9 protein-coding genes and 1 other RNA gene are annotated in these 13,690 nt (G+C 60.9%); all 10 read right to left on the bottom strand.

Annotated features, from left to right (window positions below):
* Positions 1-14 precede the first annotated feature (14 nt).
* Positions 15-1,202, bottom strand: a complete 1,188-nt coding sequence (locus tag G7068_RS12605) for an acetate/propionate family kinase (RefSeq protein ID WP_166292285.1) — start codon at positions 1,200-1,202, stop codon at positions 15-17.
* Entirely contained in the window at positions 1,199-3,325 is a 2,127-nt protein-coding gene (pta, locus tag G7068_RS12600; RefSeq protein WP_166292284.1) for a phosphate acetyltransferase, read from the bottom strand. Before pta ends, G7068_RS12605 begins: the two co-directional genes overlap by 4 nt.
* Positions 3,326-3,399: 74 nt before the next feature.
* Positions 3,400-4,848, bottom strand: a complete 1,449-nt coding sequence (locus G7068_RS12595; protein WP_166292283.1) for a phytoene desaturase family protein — start codon at positions 4,846-4,848, stop codon at positions 3,400-3,402.
* Positions 4,849-4,886: 38 nt separating this feature from the next.
* Positions 4,887-4,986: signal recognition particle sRNA small type (gene ffs, locus G7068_RS12590), an RNA gene on the bottom strand.
* 13 nt (positions 4,987-4,999) lie between these two features.
* The gene (locus G7068_RS12585; RefSeq protein WP_166292282.1) at positions 5,000-5,986 is read right to left on the bottom strand and encodes a tetraspanin family protein; all 987 of its coding nucleotides are present in this window, start codon (positions 5,984-5,986) and stop codon (positions 5,000-5,002) included.
* A gap of 9 nt (positions 5,987-5,995) precedes the next feature.
* The gene (locus G7068_RS12580; RefSeq protein WP_166292281.1) at positions 5,996-8,044 is read right to left on the bottom strand and encodes an ABC transporter ATP-binding protein; all 2,049 of its coding nucleotides are present in this window, start codon (positions 8,042-8,044) and stop codon (positions 5,996-5,998) included.
* Positions 8,044-9,780, bottom strand: coding sequence for an ABC transporter ATP-binding protein (locus G7068_RS12575; RefSeq protein ID WP_166292280.1), 1,737 nt, complete (start codon positions 9,778-9,780; stop codon positions 8,044-8,046). The genes G7068_RS12580 and G7068_RS12575 overlap by 1 nt, the downstream gene beginning before the upstream one ends.
* Before the next feature lie 238 nt (positions 9,781-10,018).
* Positions 10,019-10,399 carry a 50S ribosomal protein L7/L12 gene (gene rplL / locus G7068_RS12570; protein WP_166292279.1) on the bottom strand — a complete coding sequence of 127 codons (381 nt, stop codon included), beginning with the start codon at positions 10,397-10,399 and terminating at the stop codon, positions 10,019-10,021.
* A gap of 80 nt (positions 10,400-10,479) precedes the next feature.
* On the bottom strand, positions 10,480-10,989 hold the full coding sequence (rplJ, locus tag G7068_RS12565) for a 50S ribosomal protein L10 (protein WP_166292278.1): 510 nt from the start codon (positions 10,987-10,989) through the stop codon (positions 10,480-10,482).
* A 234-nt stretch (positions 10,990-11,223) separates the two neighbouring features.
* Complete coding sequence (locus G7068_RS12560) at positions 11,224-13,677, bottom strand: HAD-IC family P-type ATPase (RefSeq protein ID WP_166292277.1); 2,454 nt, start codon at positions 13,675-13,677, stop codon at positions 11,224-11,226.
* Positions 13,678-13,690 lie beyond the last annotated feature (13 nt).

Here is a 13,690-nt window from a genome sequence, read left to right as displayed (position 1 = left end):
CGGCAGAGCGAACGCTACGCCGACACCAATTGCCAGGTTTGGCGCGCGATTTCGGCCTCTTCGTCGGTCGGTACGACAAGCACCTCGATGCGCGAATGATCCGCGCTGATGCGGCGAGGCCCCCCACCGACCGCGGTGTTTCGAGCGGGATCGATCCTCACCCCGAACCACTCCAACTCTGCGCAAACGGCAGCGCGCAACGCTGGCGAGTTCTCCCCCACACCAGCAGTGAACACAATCGTGTCAGCACCGCCAAGCTCAACGAGGTAAGCCCCGAGGTAGCGGCGAATCGCGTGCACGTAGACACCAAAGGCGAGCTGGGAAGCAGCGTCGCCCTCCTCAGCCGCGCGCTGCAGGTCTCGGAAGTCGTTGGACCCGGCGAGCCCCATCAGCCCGGAGCGTTTATTGAGCAGCTGATCCAGCTGGTCTGTGCTGTACCCGACACGCAGCAGGTGCAACATGAGCCCGGGATCAAGGTCGCCGCTGCGGGTGCCCATTACGAGACCTTCAAGCGGCGTCAGCCCCATTGACGTGTCGACGGAGATGCCACCGTCAATCGCGCACGCAGAGGCACCGTTTCCGAGGTGCAGCACGATCTGCTTCAGCGAGGAAACGGGTTTGCCGAGAAAGGCCGCGGCGCGGCGGGACACGACCAGGTGCGAGATCCCGTGAAATCCGTAGCGCCGAATGCCGTGCTCAGCAGCAACGGTCGTATCGATGGCGTAGGTGTATGCCTCAGCGGGTATTGACTGGTGAAAAGCCGTGTCGAACACCGCAACGTGCGGCACCTCGGGGAACGCCGCGCGCGCCGCAACAATTGCTTGGTAGTGCGCAGGATTGTGTAGGGGGGCCAGCTCGCCAAGCGCGAGGATCCGCTCGGCCACCTCATCGGTGATCAGTGTTGGCTCGACGAACTCGCTGCCACCCTGAACGACTCGGTGCCCCACGGCCGCAACCCCGAGCTCAGAAATGGGGGTACCCGCTTGTGCGAACGCATCAAGCATCGCTGCAAATCCGGCTGCGTGATCCGGCACCGCAAGCTCCCGCTCGCTCCGCGCCTCGCCGGCCTGGTGTTGAATGCGCCCCAGCGGTTCGCCGATCCGCTCGACCAGACCCGAGGCGAACCGGGCGCCACTCGCCGCGTCCACCAGCTGATACTTCACGGAAGATGATCCGCTGTTCACCACCAAAATTGTCGTCACGATACAGCCTCCGCCGCCTTCTGGGCTCCCGTCTGAACCGCGGTGATCGCCACGGTGTTCAAAATGTCTTCGACCGTCGCCCCGCGCGAGAGGTCGTTGACCGGCTTGTTGAGTCCCTGGAGCACCGGCCCAACTGCCACAGCGCCGGAGGACCTCTGCACAGCCTTGTACGTGTTGTTACCGGTGTTCAGATCAGGGAAGATGAACACCGTCGCGCGCCCAGCGACCTCGGACCCCGGCAGCTTTGAGGCGCCCGTTAAGGGGTCACTCGCCGCGTCATACTGCAGCGGTCCCTCGATGAGCAGATCGGGGCGGGCAGCCTGCGCGAGAGCGGTCGCCTCGCGCACCTTGTCAACGTCCGCGCCCGTTCCCGATTCCCCCGTCGAGTACGACAGCATTGCGATGCGGGGATCCACCCCGAACTGCGCGGCGGTCTCCGCTGAAGTGATCGCGATGTCTGCGAGCTGCGGCGCGGTCGGATCTGGGTTCACGGCGCAGTCGCCGTAGACCAGCACACGATCCGCAAGCGCCATAAAGAACACACTCGACACGACAGAGACACCGGGCTTCGTTTTGATGAACTCCAGGCTCGGCCGGATTGTGTGCGCGGTAGTGTTGGCGGCTCCCGAGACCATTCCGTCGGCGATGCCGAGCTGCACCATCATCGTGCCAAAGTAACTGCCGTCGAGCATCACCTCAAGGGCACGCTCAAGAGTCACACCCTTGTGAGCGCGCAACCGCGCGTACTCGGCAGCAAATCGGTCACGCAGCGGTGAGACAGCGGGATCCAGCACCTCAGCTGCATCAATCGAAAGCCCCAGTTCACCCGCGCGCTTGCGCACGGCGGATTCATCGCCAAGGATCGTGAGTCGCACGACTCCGCGCGCAAGCAGTGTGCTCGCGGCGCGCAAGATCCGATCGTCTCCGCCCTCGGGCAGCACGATGTGCGCGTTGGCTGCGGTGGCCCGCTCGAACAGTTCATAGGCGAACATGACGGGTGTGCGGATCCCGCCCCGATGCAGCCGAAGCCGCTCTCGCAGCAGCGCCGCATCGACGTGCTTCTCAAACAGCGCGAGCGCCGTGTCGAACTTCGCGGGTGACTCCTCGGTGAGCAAGCCGCGCGACTGCATGATGCGACGCCCCGTCTCAAAGGTGCCGAAGCTCGTGCGAATAATCGGCAGCGTCGAATCAATGCCGTCGAGCAGGCGCTCAACATCGGGCGGCAACGCAAAATCGCCGTTCAACACAACCGCCGCGATTGTCGGAAACGTCGGGGCCTCGTGCGCCATCGACACGGCGAGCAGCGTCTCAGCACGATCGGCCGCGATCACCACAACGGACCCCTCAAGCAGCCTCGGCAGCACGTGCTCCATCGCCATGCCCGCAACAACGATCTCGCGTACCTCGCGGGCAAGCAGCTCCGCGCTTCCCCGCACCAGCTTGCCCTCGACCGCAGCTACAACAGCAGACACCTGGGGCGCCACCAGCAGTACCTCTTCTGGCACCGCCCACACGGGAACGTCCTTGGGCATGCAGGCAGAAACCGCACCGGTAATGTCAGCGAGCTGCTCGGGATCAGCGCGGTTCACCAGGGCCGCGAGCACCGTCGCGTGCCCCTTGTTCAGTTCGTGCAGGCCAATCTCGGCGATCTGCGCAATCTCTTCGGGGGTGCGAGCCGGGATCTGCCCCAGCTGTTCGAGACTGTCGCTTGCGCGGCCACTGAGCACCAGCATCACGGGAACATCGAGGTTCGCGGCGACTCGCGCGTTGAATGAAAGCTCGGTGGGCACCGCCACGTCCGTGAAGTCTGAGCCAACCACCACCACTGCATCGCAGTGAGCCTTGAGCGCTTGGTATGCGGCGACGATCCTCACCATTGCGCCGTCAGGATCAGCATTCGCTTCCTCATAGGTAACGCCGATGCAGGCCTCGTACGGAACGTCTGCGGTCGCACGTCCACGCAGCAGTTCGAGCACACGATCACGCTGGGCGCCGGCACGGATCAGCGGCCTGAACACACCAACTCTCGGCGCATCTGGAAGCAGTGCGTCGAGCACTCCCAGTGCAACCGCACTCTTACCAGTTCTGCCCTCGGCCGATGTCAAGTAAATGCTTGCTGCCACGCGTTCAAGCTTAGTGAGCTTGCCTTAGCCCCAGCTCCCGATTCGAAGTTCCTGCGGTGAGCGGGTGCCCTGGATTACATCGACAGGTCGGGCGCGGGCAGTCCGTACTCGTGTTTGAGGGCTGAGAGTGCGGCGTACCAACCTGAAAGCCCGTGTACGCCGGGCCCTGGTGAGGTCGAGGACGAGCACAGGTACACGCCCTTCGCTGGGGTGCGCCATGGATCCTGAGCCACCACCGGGCGCTTGACCAATTGCAAGAGCGAAACGGCACCCGCACTAAAGTCGCCACCGATGTAGTTGCGGTTGTAGCCCGCAAAGTCTGCCGCCGTCGTGACATTGACAGCTTGGATGCGGTCGCGGAATCCCGGGGCAAAGCGCTCGATCTGTGCGATGACGGCGGGAGCCATATCGACCGTCGATCCCGCTGGAACGTGCGTGTAGCTCCAGACGGCGTTGACGCCCGCGGGGTTACGCTCGGGGTCAAATTCGGTCGGCTGGGCAAGCAATACATATGGGCGACCGGGGTGCCCGCCGCGCGCCACGACTCGCTCGGCAGCTGCCCCCTCGGTTCGGGATCCGCCCAGGTGCACCGTGGGCGCCGCGTTGACACGAGGGTCGCTCCAGGGAATTGGCCCGTCGAGCACAAAGTCCACCTTCGTGGCGGCGTTGCCATAGCGGAACTTGGAAAGCGCGCGCCGGTAGTTTTTCGGAAGTCGAGACCCTGCGATGCGTTCGAGGCCGCGCGCGGAGGTATCAAACAGCACAACCGCGTCACCAAATTCGTCAATGCTGTCGATAGCACGACCGGTCTCGATGCGTCCGCCGTGCACAAGCAGGTCTGCCGCAAGCGCTTCAGTGATCGCGCGAGAACCGCCAACGGGCACGGGCCACCCGCTCGCGTGCCCAAGCGCACCGAGCACGGTGCCGACGGCCGCGGTAGCGAGGTTGGGCATGCGACCGATGCTGTGGGCTGCAACACCCGAGATAAGGGCTGGTGCGAACTCTTCGCGAAACCGCAGATTCCACAGCGGGGTGCCCTGTTCGGCGGTGCGGAGTGCCGTCGCGATAGCGGCGGGCATGTTCGTGGGCCAGCGCAACATGCTGCCGCCAAGCGAGAAGTCAATGACACCCTCCAGGTGCCTAAGCAGCGGCCGGTAGAAGCGGGCGTAGGCCGCACCATCGTTTCCAAGCTCCTTGGCGGTCCGATCAAGATCGCGGTAGGCCATCGCCGCACGAGTTCCTTCAAGCGGGTTCGCGTAAGACGCATCAGGCACGATGAACTCGACCCTGCGAGACAACTCAAACTTCCGAAAAAACTCGGTGGCTAGCGCCATCGGGTGGATCGCCGAGCACACGTCGTGGAGCACCCCCGGCTGCACGAGCTCGACAGTGCGGGTGCCCCCGCCAATGGTTTCTGCAGCCTCGTAGACCGTTACGGGAACTCCCGCCCGAGCCAGCGTCACCGCCGCCGCAAGCCCGTTTGGACCGGCCCCAATAACAACGGCACCGCGCGAAGAACTCATACTTTGAGCTTACCGCGCGGAGTGGGTCACACTTCTGGGTACGCAAGACCCCCCATGCACCCGATAGAGCCCGACTACCCTTGCTCCGTTTCCGTCCTGGGGGAGTTCGCCGAGGTACCGCCACATGGGGGGCTTGACTAGTGTACCGGATCTACGAGACCGCTTGGTCACACCATGCTTGTAGACGCTGTTGCCCCTCCACACGGCCCAGCTCCCGACGCGCTTCGGGATGCGCGTGATACCAGCGCAACGCCGTGTACAGAGCGTCTGTCGGAACTTGATAGCCATCGGTGGCGAGCATTTGTGCGCGTTCAGTGATCATTCCCCCTGGCATCAATGCCAGTCGAATCATTGAGAAGTCCTCAGCGTTGCGGGTTGGCACGATTACCGGCTCCACACGCTTGATCTGCACCCAGGGAATTTCGATGTTCTTCCCTGGCACCCGCACCGCAACGGAAGTTTCTCCCAGTGCGACACCGCTGGGTCGGGTGCCGAAGCTTCCGTTCCGCAGGCGGCGTCCCACTAACAGGCTTGAGATCCAAACCCCCAGGCAACCCACCGCAGCGACAATAACGGATATGACGATCAAGAATGAGGAATTTGTTGAGGAGTTCGGCTTTGACACCACTCCGATGCCCTGCAGGAAGGCGTAGACGGCCATCGCAAGCAGCGAGAGCGACCCCAGAAAGAACCCGAGGATGAGCGTAATCCTCATAGCTCTTGTTGAAGCGAGATGCACCCACGAGTCAGCTGTTGGCTGTTCAGCGCGAGTCATGACGGTTGCGTTGATCAGGCGAAAGGATCCCTGAGGTGCACGCTGAGGAATCATCCCAAAAGCAAGCAGCGCAAGGACACTGCACGACACCAAGATAACAATGCCAACCAGATTCTCATCAGTTCCGAGCCGAGGCACGCCATTAGAAAGACCAACCAGCGTGATGACGGAACCCATTGCGATCGCAACGGGTTTCGTGAACGGCGATTTTGAAGAGCCCCGAGTCAAACCACCTGTTCCGTCGTTCAGCATCGATTCGCCAGCGGCCATGGCCGACCTCACGAGACTCGCCGTTGGCGAGTCTCGTGAGGCATCATCCTGTCGCGGAAACCGTTCTAGGTCGCTCGAGGATGTTCTGGTCACGAGTGGGGACTACTCAGCCGCGTTTGTTGGAATCGACCCGGTGGTCGCCGGAACCGATCCGGTAAGGATCTCTTCCGCCTGTTCCTCGTCGATTTCACCGGCGAACTGGGCCTGGTGGAGCTTGTAGTAAGCGCCACGGCGCTCCAGCAGCTCGACGTGAGTGCCTTGCTCCACGATGCGACCGTGCTCCATCATCAGGATCGAGTCGGCATCGCGAATCGTCGACAGGCGGTGCGCGATCACGAACGAGGTGCGGTCGGCGCGCAGCGCCTGCATCGCCGTCTGCACCAGCACCTCGGTGCGAGTATCAACGGAGGAGGTCGCCTCGTCGAGGATCAGCAGCGACGGGTTCGCGATGAACGCACGCGCAATCGTCAGCAGCTGGCGCTCACCCGCAGACAACGAAGAAGCGTTCTCTTCGATGACCGTGTCGTAGCCGTCGGGCAACTGGCGCACAAAGCGGTCCACCATGGTTGCCTGTGCTGCCTCAACAACCTCTTCATCAGTTGCATCGAGTCGACCGTAACGGATGTTCTCGCGGATCGTACCGTTGAACAGCCACGCATCCTGCAGCACCATACCAACCTGGCTGCGCAGATCAGCTCGGGAGAGCTGAGTGATGTCGACACCGTCGAGAAGGATCTTGCCGCCGTCGAGCTCGTAGAACCTCATCACCAGATTCACGAGCGTCGTCTTGCCAGCACCCGTCGGGCCAACAATCGCGACCGTGTGGCCGGGGCTTGCTTCAAGCGACAGGTTCGAGATGAGCGGCTGCTCGGAATCGTAGCTGAAGCTCACATTGTCGAACTCCACGTGGCCATCACTGCGCTCGGGCAGCTTCTCATTCGCCGTGTCAGGATCCTGCTCATCAGCATCCAGCAGCTCGAAGGTGCGCTCCGCAGAGGCAACACCCGACTGCAGCATGTTCGCCATACCCGCGATCTCGCCGATTGGCTGCGAGAATTCACGTGAGTACTGAATGAACGCCGTGACGTCGCCAAGGGTCATCTGACCGGAGGTGACCCGAAGCGCTCCCACAACTGCGATCAGCACGTAGCTGAGGTACTGCACGAACTGCATCGCAGGCATGATGGTGCCAGAGAGCGCCTGCGCCTTGAATGAAGACTCGAAGAGCCCCTCGTTACGCTTGTCGAACTCCTCGATCATCTCGGCGTCGCGGTTGAAGATGCGCACGAGCTCGTGTCCGGTGAAGGACTCTTCAATGTGACCGTTGAGCTCGCCCGTGTGCTTCCACTGAGCGACAAAGAGCTTCTGCGCACGCACACCCACCACCCCGGCAATAGCACCCGAGAGGGGCAGCGCGATCAGCGCGATCAGCGCGAGCTGCCAGGAGACAACAAACATCATCGCCGTGATACCGATGACCATCAACACAGACTGCACGAGCTGCGAGAAGGCTTGTTGCAGTGCCTGCTGGATGTTGTCAACGTCGTTCGTCACACGTGAGAGCACGTCACCGCGCTGGCGGCTATCAAAGTAGCTCAGCGGCAAACGGTTGATCTTCAACTCGATGTCTTGGCGCAGCTTGTACACGATGCGCATGACGAGCCCGTTGAGCAGATAGCCCTGCAGCCACATGAGGAAGGAGCTAATCAGGTAGAGCCCGAGCACGGTAAGGATCAGCTGAGCCAGCAGCCCAAAGTCGATTCCCTCGCCAGGAACGGGCTGTGAACCAGCGAGCATGTCTGCAAACTCGCCATTGCCGGTTGACCGAGCCTGCTCAATGATCGTTTCAAGCGGCACACCCGCGGGGAGGTTCTGCCCCAGGACACCCTTAAACAGAACGTCCATTGCCTGACCAAGAATCTTGGGGGCAATAACTGAGAGCACCACAGAGCCGATCACCAGCAGGGTAATCAGCGAGAACAGCCATTTCTCGGGGGCCAGCAAGCCGATAAGACGCTTGGCCGAGGGCCAGAAGTGCTTAGCCTTCTTTGCAGCACCGCCACCCATCCAGTCACTGTTATCAGGCTGGTAATCGTCGGGAAGCTCGAACTCGTCGGTCGCGGTCGAGACCTTTTCTTTCTTCTTAGCCATCAGACTGTCTCCGCTTCTTCGAGCTGCGATTTCACAATTTCTTGGTAGACCTCGCTCGTTTCGAGGAGCTCGTTGTGTGTGCCTCGGCTCACAATTTCGCCACCCTCAACTACGAGAATCTGGTCGGCCTCGGTAATAGTCGAGACTCGCTGCGCAACGATGATTGTCGTGGCCCCCTGGGTTGCCTCTGGCAGCGCCGCCCGCAACCGAGCATCGGTTGCAACATCTAGCGCTGAGAACGAGTCGTCAAAGAGATACACGAGCGGCTTTGCCACGAGCGCACGTGCGATCGAAAGGCGCTGACGCTGGCCGCCGGAAACACTTGTGCCTCCCTGCGAGACAGGCTCCTCAAGCTGTGCGTCACGTTCGCGCACGAATTCCTCGCCCTGAGCAACACGCAGAGCTTCCCAAAGCTCTTCTTCGGTGGCCTCGGCGCGACCAAAACGAAGGTTTGATGCAATGGTGCCGGAGAAGAGATACGGTCGCTGCGGTACGAGACTCATCGACTTCGCAAGCTGACCTCGCGTGAGCTTGGAAACCGGGGTGCCGTCAACGGTAATGCTGCCCGACTGCGGGTCGTAGAGCCGCAGCATCAGGTTGAGCAGAACCGTCTTGCCGGCACCGGTAGAACCAATAATCGCCGTAGTCTTGCCCGGCTCCGCTACAAAGCTCGCCTTTTTGATAACGGCGTCTTCGGCTCCGGGGAACCCAAACGTCACATCGGAGAATTCGATCCGACCAGAAGTTGGTGTCGCTACCGTCTCCGAATCGGGGAAGGTAAGCGTTGACTTCGTGTCGAACAGCTCACGAAGACGCTCCGCACACACCACGGCGCGCGGAATCATCATGGTCATGAAGACACCCATCATCACAGCGGTGAGGATCTGCATGAGGTATTGCAAGAAAGCGGTTAGCGATCCAATCTCAACCTGACCGTCGGCGACCCTGTGTCCACCGAACCAGAGCACGGCGCTCGTCGCAAAGTGCAGCACCATCATGATGACGGGGAACATCAGCACAAAGATGTTGCCAACCTTCACCGAAACATTGGTGATGTTCCTGTTAGCAACGCCGTAGCGATCCGCCTCAAAGTTTTCGCGAACGAAGGCACGAACAACACGAATACCCATGATCTGTTCACGCAGCACACCGTTGATCGAGTCCACGCGCTCTTGCATGACGCGGAAAAGTGGGAGGAGCAGCCAAACGAGGAAGCCAACGATGACAGCAAGGAGTGCAACCGAAGCCCAGACCAGCCAAGCCATGCCGGCGTCTTCGCGAAGCGCCATGATGATGCCACCGATCGCCATGATCGGAGCGGACACCATAAAGTTCAGCGTCATCAGCACCAGCATCTGGATCTGCTGCACGTCGTTCGTGCCGCGAGTGATGAGTGTGCCCGCACCGAAGCTCGTCGCTTCAAGCGTGGAGAGCGAGTCAACCTTGCGGTAGACCTCGCGGCGCAGGTCGCGCCCAATGCCCATCGAACTGCGCGCACCAAAATAGACGGCAAGCACGGCAGAGGCCACCTGGCCGAGTGAAATAATAAGCATCTGGCGACCGGTGTTCCAGATGAAATCGGTATCGCCCTGGGCAATACCCTTGTCGATAATCTGCGCGTTCAAGCTCGGCAGAGCAAGCGCAGCGATGGTCGACAGTAGTTGAAGCACAATGACAAGACTTATGAAGAGCCAATACTTCTTCGCGTGTCGCAGTGTGAGAGATATGAGGGCCACGAGGGTCCTTTCTTTGATCCTGTGCTGTCTATTCAGGTGCAAACAAAGCACCCAAACGGAACAGCAGCCGGATCACCGTAGCAGATGATCCAAATTTACGCCAGTTGTTCGGCTAACGAAACTGTACGAGGGACCCCTGACATTGACGGCCCCCTCCCCCGAGAACCGTCAACTCTGCCGCACAAAAAGGGCGGCCCTCCCGAAGGAGAGCCGCCCAGATTCGCTTAAGCGAAGAGAATTACGCGAGCTTAACGCCAGCGCCTGCCTCTTCGAGCTTAGCCTTTGCTTCTTCAGCAGCTTCCTTCTTCGCGCCCTCGAGCACGTTCTTGGGAGCTTCCTCAACGAGAGCCTTTGCCTCGCCCAGGCCCAGGCCGGTCAGCTCGCGCACAACCTTGATGACCTGGATCTTCTTGTCGCCAGCCGACTCGAGAACGACGTCAAACTCGTCCTTCTCTTCGACTGCCTCTGCAGCAGCAGCGGGACCAGCAGCAGCAACTGCAACCGGAGCAGCAGCGGAAACGTCGAAGGTCTCCTCGAATGCCTTCACGAACTCGGAGAGCTCGATGAGGGTGAGGCCCTTGAACTGCTCAAGCAGCTCTTCTGTTGAAAGCTTAGCCATTGTGTATCTCCTTGATGTTTGCTCTTACGCAGGTGCGCAAAGAGCGGATCTTATTGGTTCCGAACCGGCAAGAGCCGAATCTATGCGTCCTGCTTCTCCTGCAGCGCGCCGAAGCCGCGAGCGGCCTTTGCGGGCAGAGCGTTGAACAGCTGTGCAGCACCGATCAGCGAAGCCTTCATGGCGCCAGCGGCCTTAGCCAACAGCACCTCGCGGCTCTCGAGATCGGCAAGCTTGCCTACCTCAGCGGCGGTCAGAGGCTTGCCATCGAAGTAGCCCGCCTTCACCACCAAAAGAGGGTTTGCCTTGGCGAAGTCACGCAGTGCCTTTGCGACAGCAACGGTGTCACCGTGAACGAAAGCGAGAGCCGAAGGGCCGGCAAGCTCGTCATCGAAAACAGTGATTCCGGCTTTGTTTGCCGCAATCTTGGTCAGCGTGTTCTTCGCCACAGCGTACGTCGCGTGCTCGCGGATGGAGTTACGGAGATCCCGCAACTGTGCAACCGTGAGACCGCGGTACTCAGTCAGCAGAACGGCGGACGACTCTTCAAACTTCTTCTGAAGATCGGCAACCGTAGCATCCTTCGTAGCCATGGCGCTCCCTAGCTTGTTGTACCCGGGTAGCGGATGCTACTCGAGGGCCGTGCCACTCGGAGCTTCAGAAATAACAAAAGCTCCGGCGCGCACGCACGGAGCTTCAAAAAGTTCGGGATCTGATCCGTTACTCAAGGAAAATCGTACCTGCGCTGGTCTTCGTTTTCACGAACGTTCCGGGATCCTTGCGAATCCTACCGGCGGTCTTGGGCCAAGGAATACTTTAGCACAGCTCTACTTGCGCGTGAACCGCAGGTGCCACGCACGCAGAACCTCAACCAGCACCACTCCCACCGCGACGATTCCGAGCACCAACACGCCAAGCGAGTCTGACAACCACGTGACCTGGAAGAAGTCCTGGCTGAGCGGGATCAACCAGATCAGGCCCAGACCCGCGTACATGGCGAGCACAATGAGAATTCGGAATGGGCTGACCGGTCGAGCCATTACGGCAAGCACCCAGAGCGCAATCCCCGCGAGCGTGAGTGTCGAAGCGGACTGCATTTCTTCAACGCTGAAGGGACCGATCTGATCCCCCAACACCTTGAGTGCGATCAACCCCGCTGTCACGATGAGTCCCGCTGGGATCGAAAAAGCGAGCGACCGTTTCAAGAACCCGGAACGGTATCGCGTTGCATTGGGCATAAGCGCGAGGAAGAAGGCAGGGACTCCGATCGTCAGACCGTCGGTGATCGAAAGCTGGCGGGGCAAAAACGGAAAGCTCCAGGCGAGCACACCAAAGACAACAGCAACGGCAAAGGCGTAGGTCGTCTTAGTGAGAAAAAGCATCGAGACGCGCTCAATATTGGCAATGACCCGCCGCCCCTCGGCCACCACCCCAGGCATGCGATCAAACCGGCCGTCAAGCAACACGATACGCGCGACGGCTTTGGTTGCCTGAGCCGCCGTGTCCATCGCGATGCCGAGATCCGATTTCTTGATTGCGAGTGCGTCATTGACGCCGTCACCCGTCATCGCAACAACGTGGCCTCGACTCTGCAGCGCGTGCACCATCGCAAGCTTTTGAGCCGGGGTCACACGACCAAAAACGTGCTCTCGTTCGAGTACATCGGCAAGCTCACCCTGGTCTTCGGGAAGCCGTCGCGCATCAAACCCGGCCGAACTATCGAGCCCAACCTCGCGCGCGACAGCAGAAACGGTTCGGGGATCATCGCCGGAAATAACACGAACCTCAACACCCTGCTCGGCGAAGTAGCTCAGAGTTTGTGCGGCATCAGGGCGCACCTGCTCGCGGAAGGTGAGCATCGCAACCGGGATCAGCCCCTCCGGCAGCACGGGATCATCGTCTGAACCGAGGGAGATCCTGTGTGCACTGTGCGCGAGCACCAGAGTTCGCAACCCGGCTTCAGCGAGCTCACCCGCCATGGCCAATGGTTCGTCAACGGAGTCTGTTCCGCTTTCAGCCCGAAGAACGAAGTCGGGAGCCCCGAGTACCCAGGTGCCTGAGGCGGTTCCACCCGAGTCACCCGCAAGAAGTGCACTCCACTTTCGCACGGAATCAAATGGCACCGCACCGACCGGAGCGAAGTCGCTGTGCTCATCCCCGAAGGGCTCGGCGAGACAGCGTGCCGTGCCGTTCGCATCCGGGGACTCTCCCATATACCCCAGCACTCGCTGCCAGCCCGGCACCTCTTGAAGCATATGGGAGCGATCAAACACCATCTCGCCGGTTGTGAGCGTTCCTGTCTTATCAAGGCAAAGCACGTCGACACGGGCGAGCCCCTCAACTGCCGGCAGCTCTTGAATCAGCACCTGACGATTCGCGAGGGCCACACCACTCACTGCAAAAGCGATGCTGGTCACAAGCACAAGACCGAGTGGGACCATCGCGATCACCGCGGCCACGGCCCCCACAACTGCTTCACGCCACTGACCATTCTCGATGGCGACTTCCCAGCCGCCCTGGGCCTGCATCTGTCCATTGACGACGATCAGGATCATGGGCCCGAGGGCCCACGTGATCCAGCGCAGCAGACGGTCAATGCTGCTGCGAAGCTCTGAACGCACAAGAGAAAACTTGCGGGCTTCCGAGGTCAGCTTGGCCGCGTATGAGTCGGCTCCAACTCGGATGACTTCAGCGAGGCCGGATCCTGCCACCACACTCGAACCGGAGAGCACTTCGGCGTCGACCCGCTTACGAACGGCCACCGATTCACCCGTGAGCAACGACTCGTCGACCTCTAGCCCGCCCGGACCAAACTCGTCCGTCTGCACCACCCGCGAGTCAGCAGTAATCTGATCGCCGGTGCGCAAGACAAGCAGGTCACCCATGACAACACGGTCAAGTGCGATCTCAGACACGCGCCCCTCACGCATCACCCTCGCGGTGGGGGCGTTGAGAACTGCGAGTCGGTCGAGTGTGCGCTTTGCGCCGAACTCCTGCACTACCCCGATGATGGTGTTGAAAAGCGCCGGAAGCCCAAAGAGCGCGTCCTGCCATCGTCCGAGAGCGAGCAGGATCCCGAACCCCGTGAAGACGATTGCGTTGAACAGCGTAAACACGTTCGCAAGGAGAATCTCCCAGAGGGATCGGCTCGACCCGTTCGGCAGAACATTTCCCAACCCGGCGAGATGCCGGCGCTCTGCTTCGGCCTCAGGGAGCCCGGAAAGCGCTGAAGAGACACGCGCCTCACTTTGGTCGCGTGTCTCTTCAGTCCCCGATTGCATGAAACTGAGCCTA

The sequence above is a fragment of the Leucobacter viscericola genome (assembly GCF_011299575.1).
Lineage (GTDB): Bacteria > Actinomycetota > Actinomycetes > Actinomycetales > Microbacteriaceae > Leucobacter > Leucobacter viscericola.
This window is presented reverse-complemented; position numbering and strand designations above follow the sequence as displayed.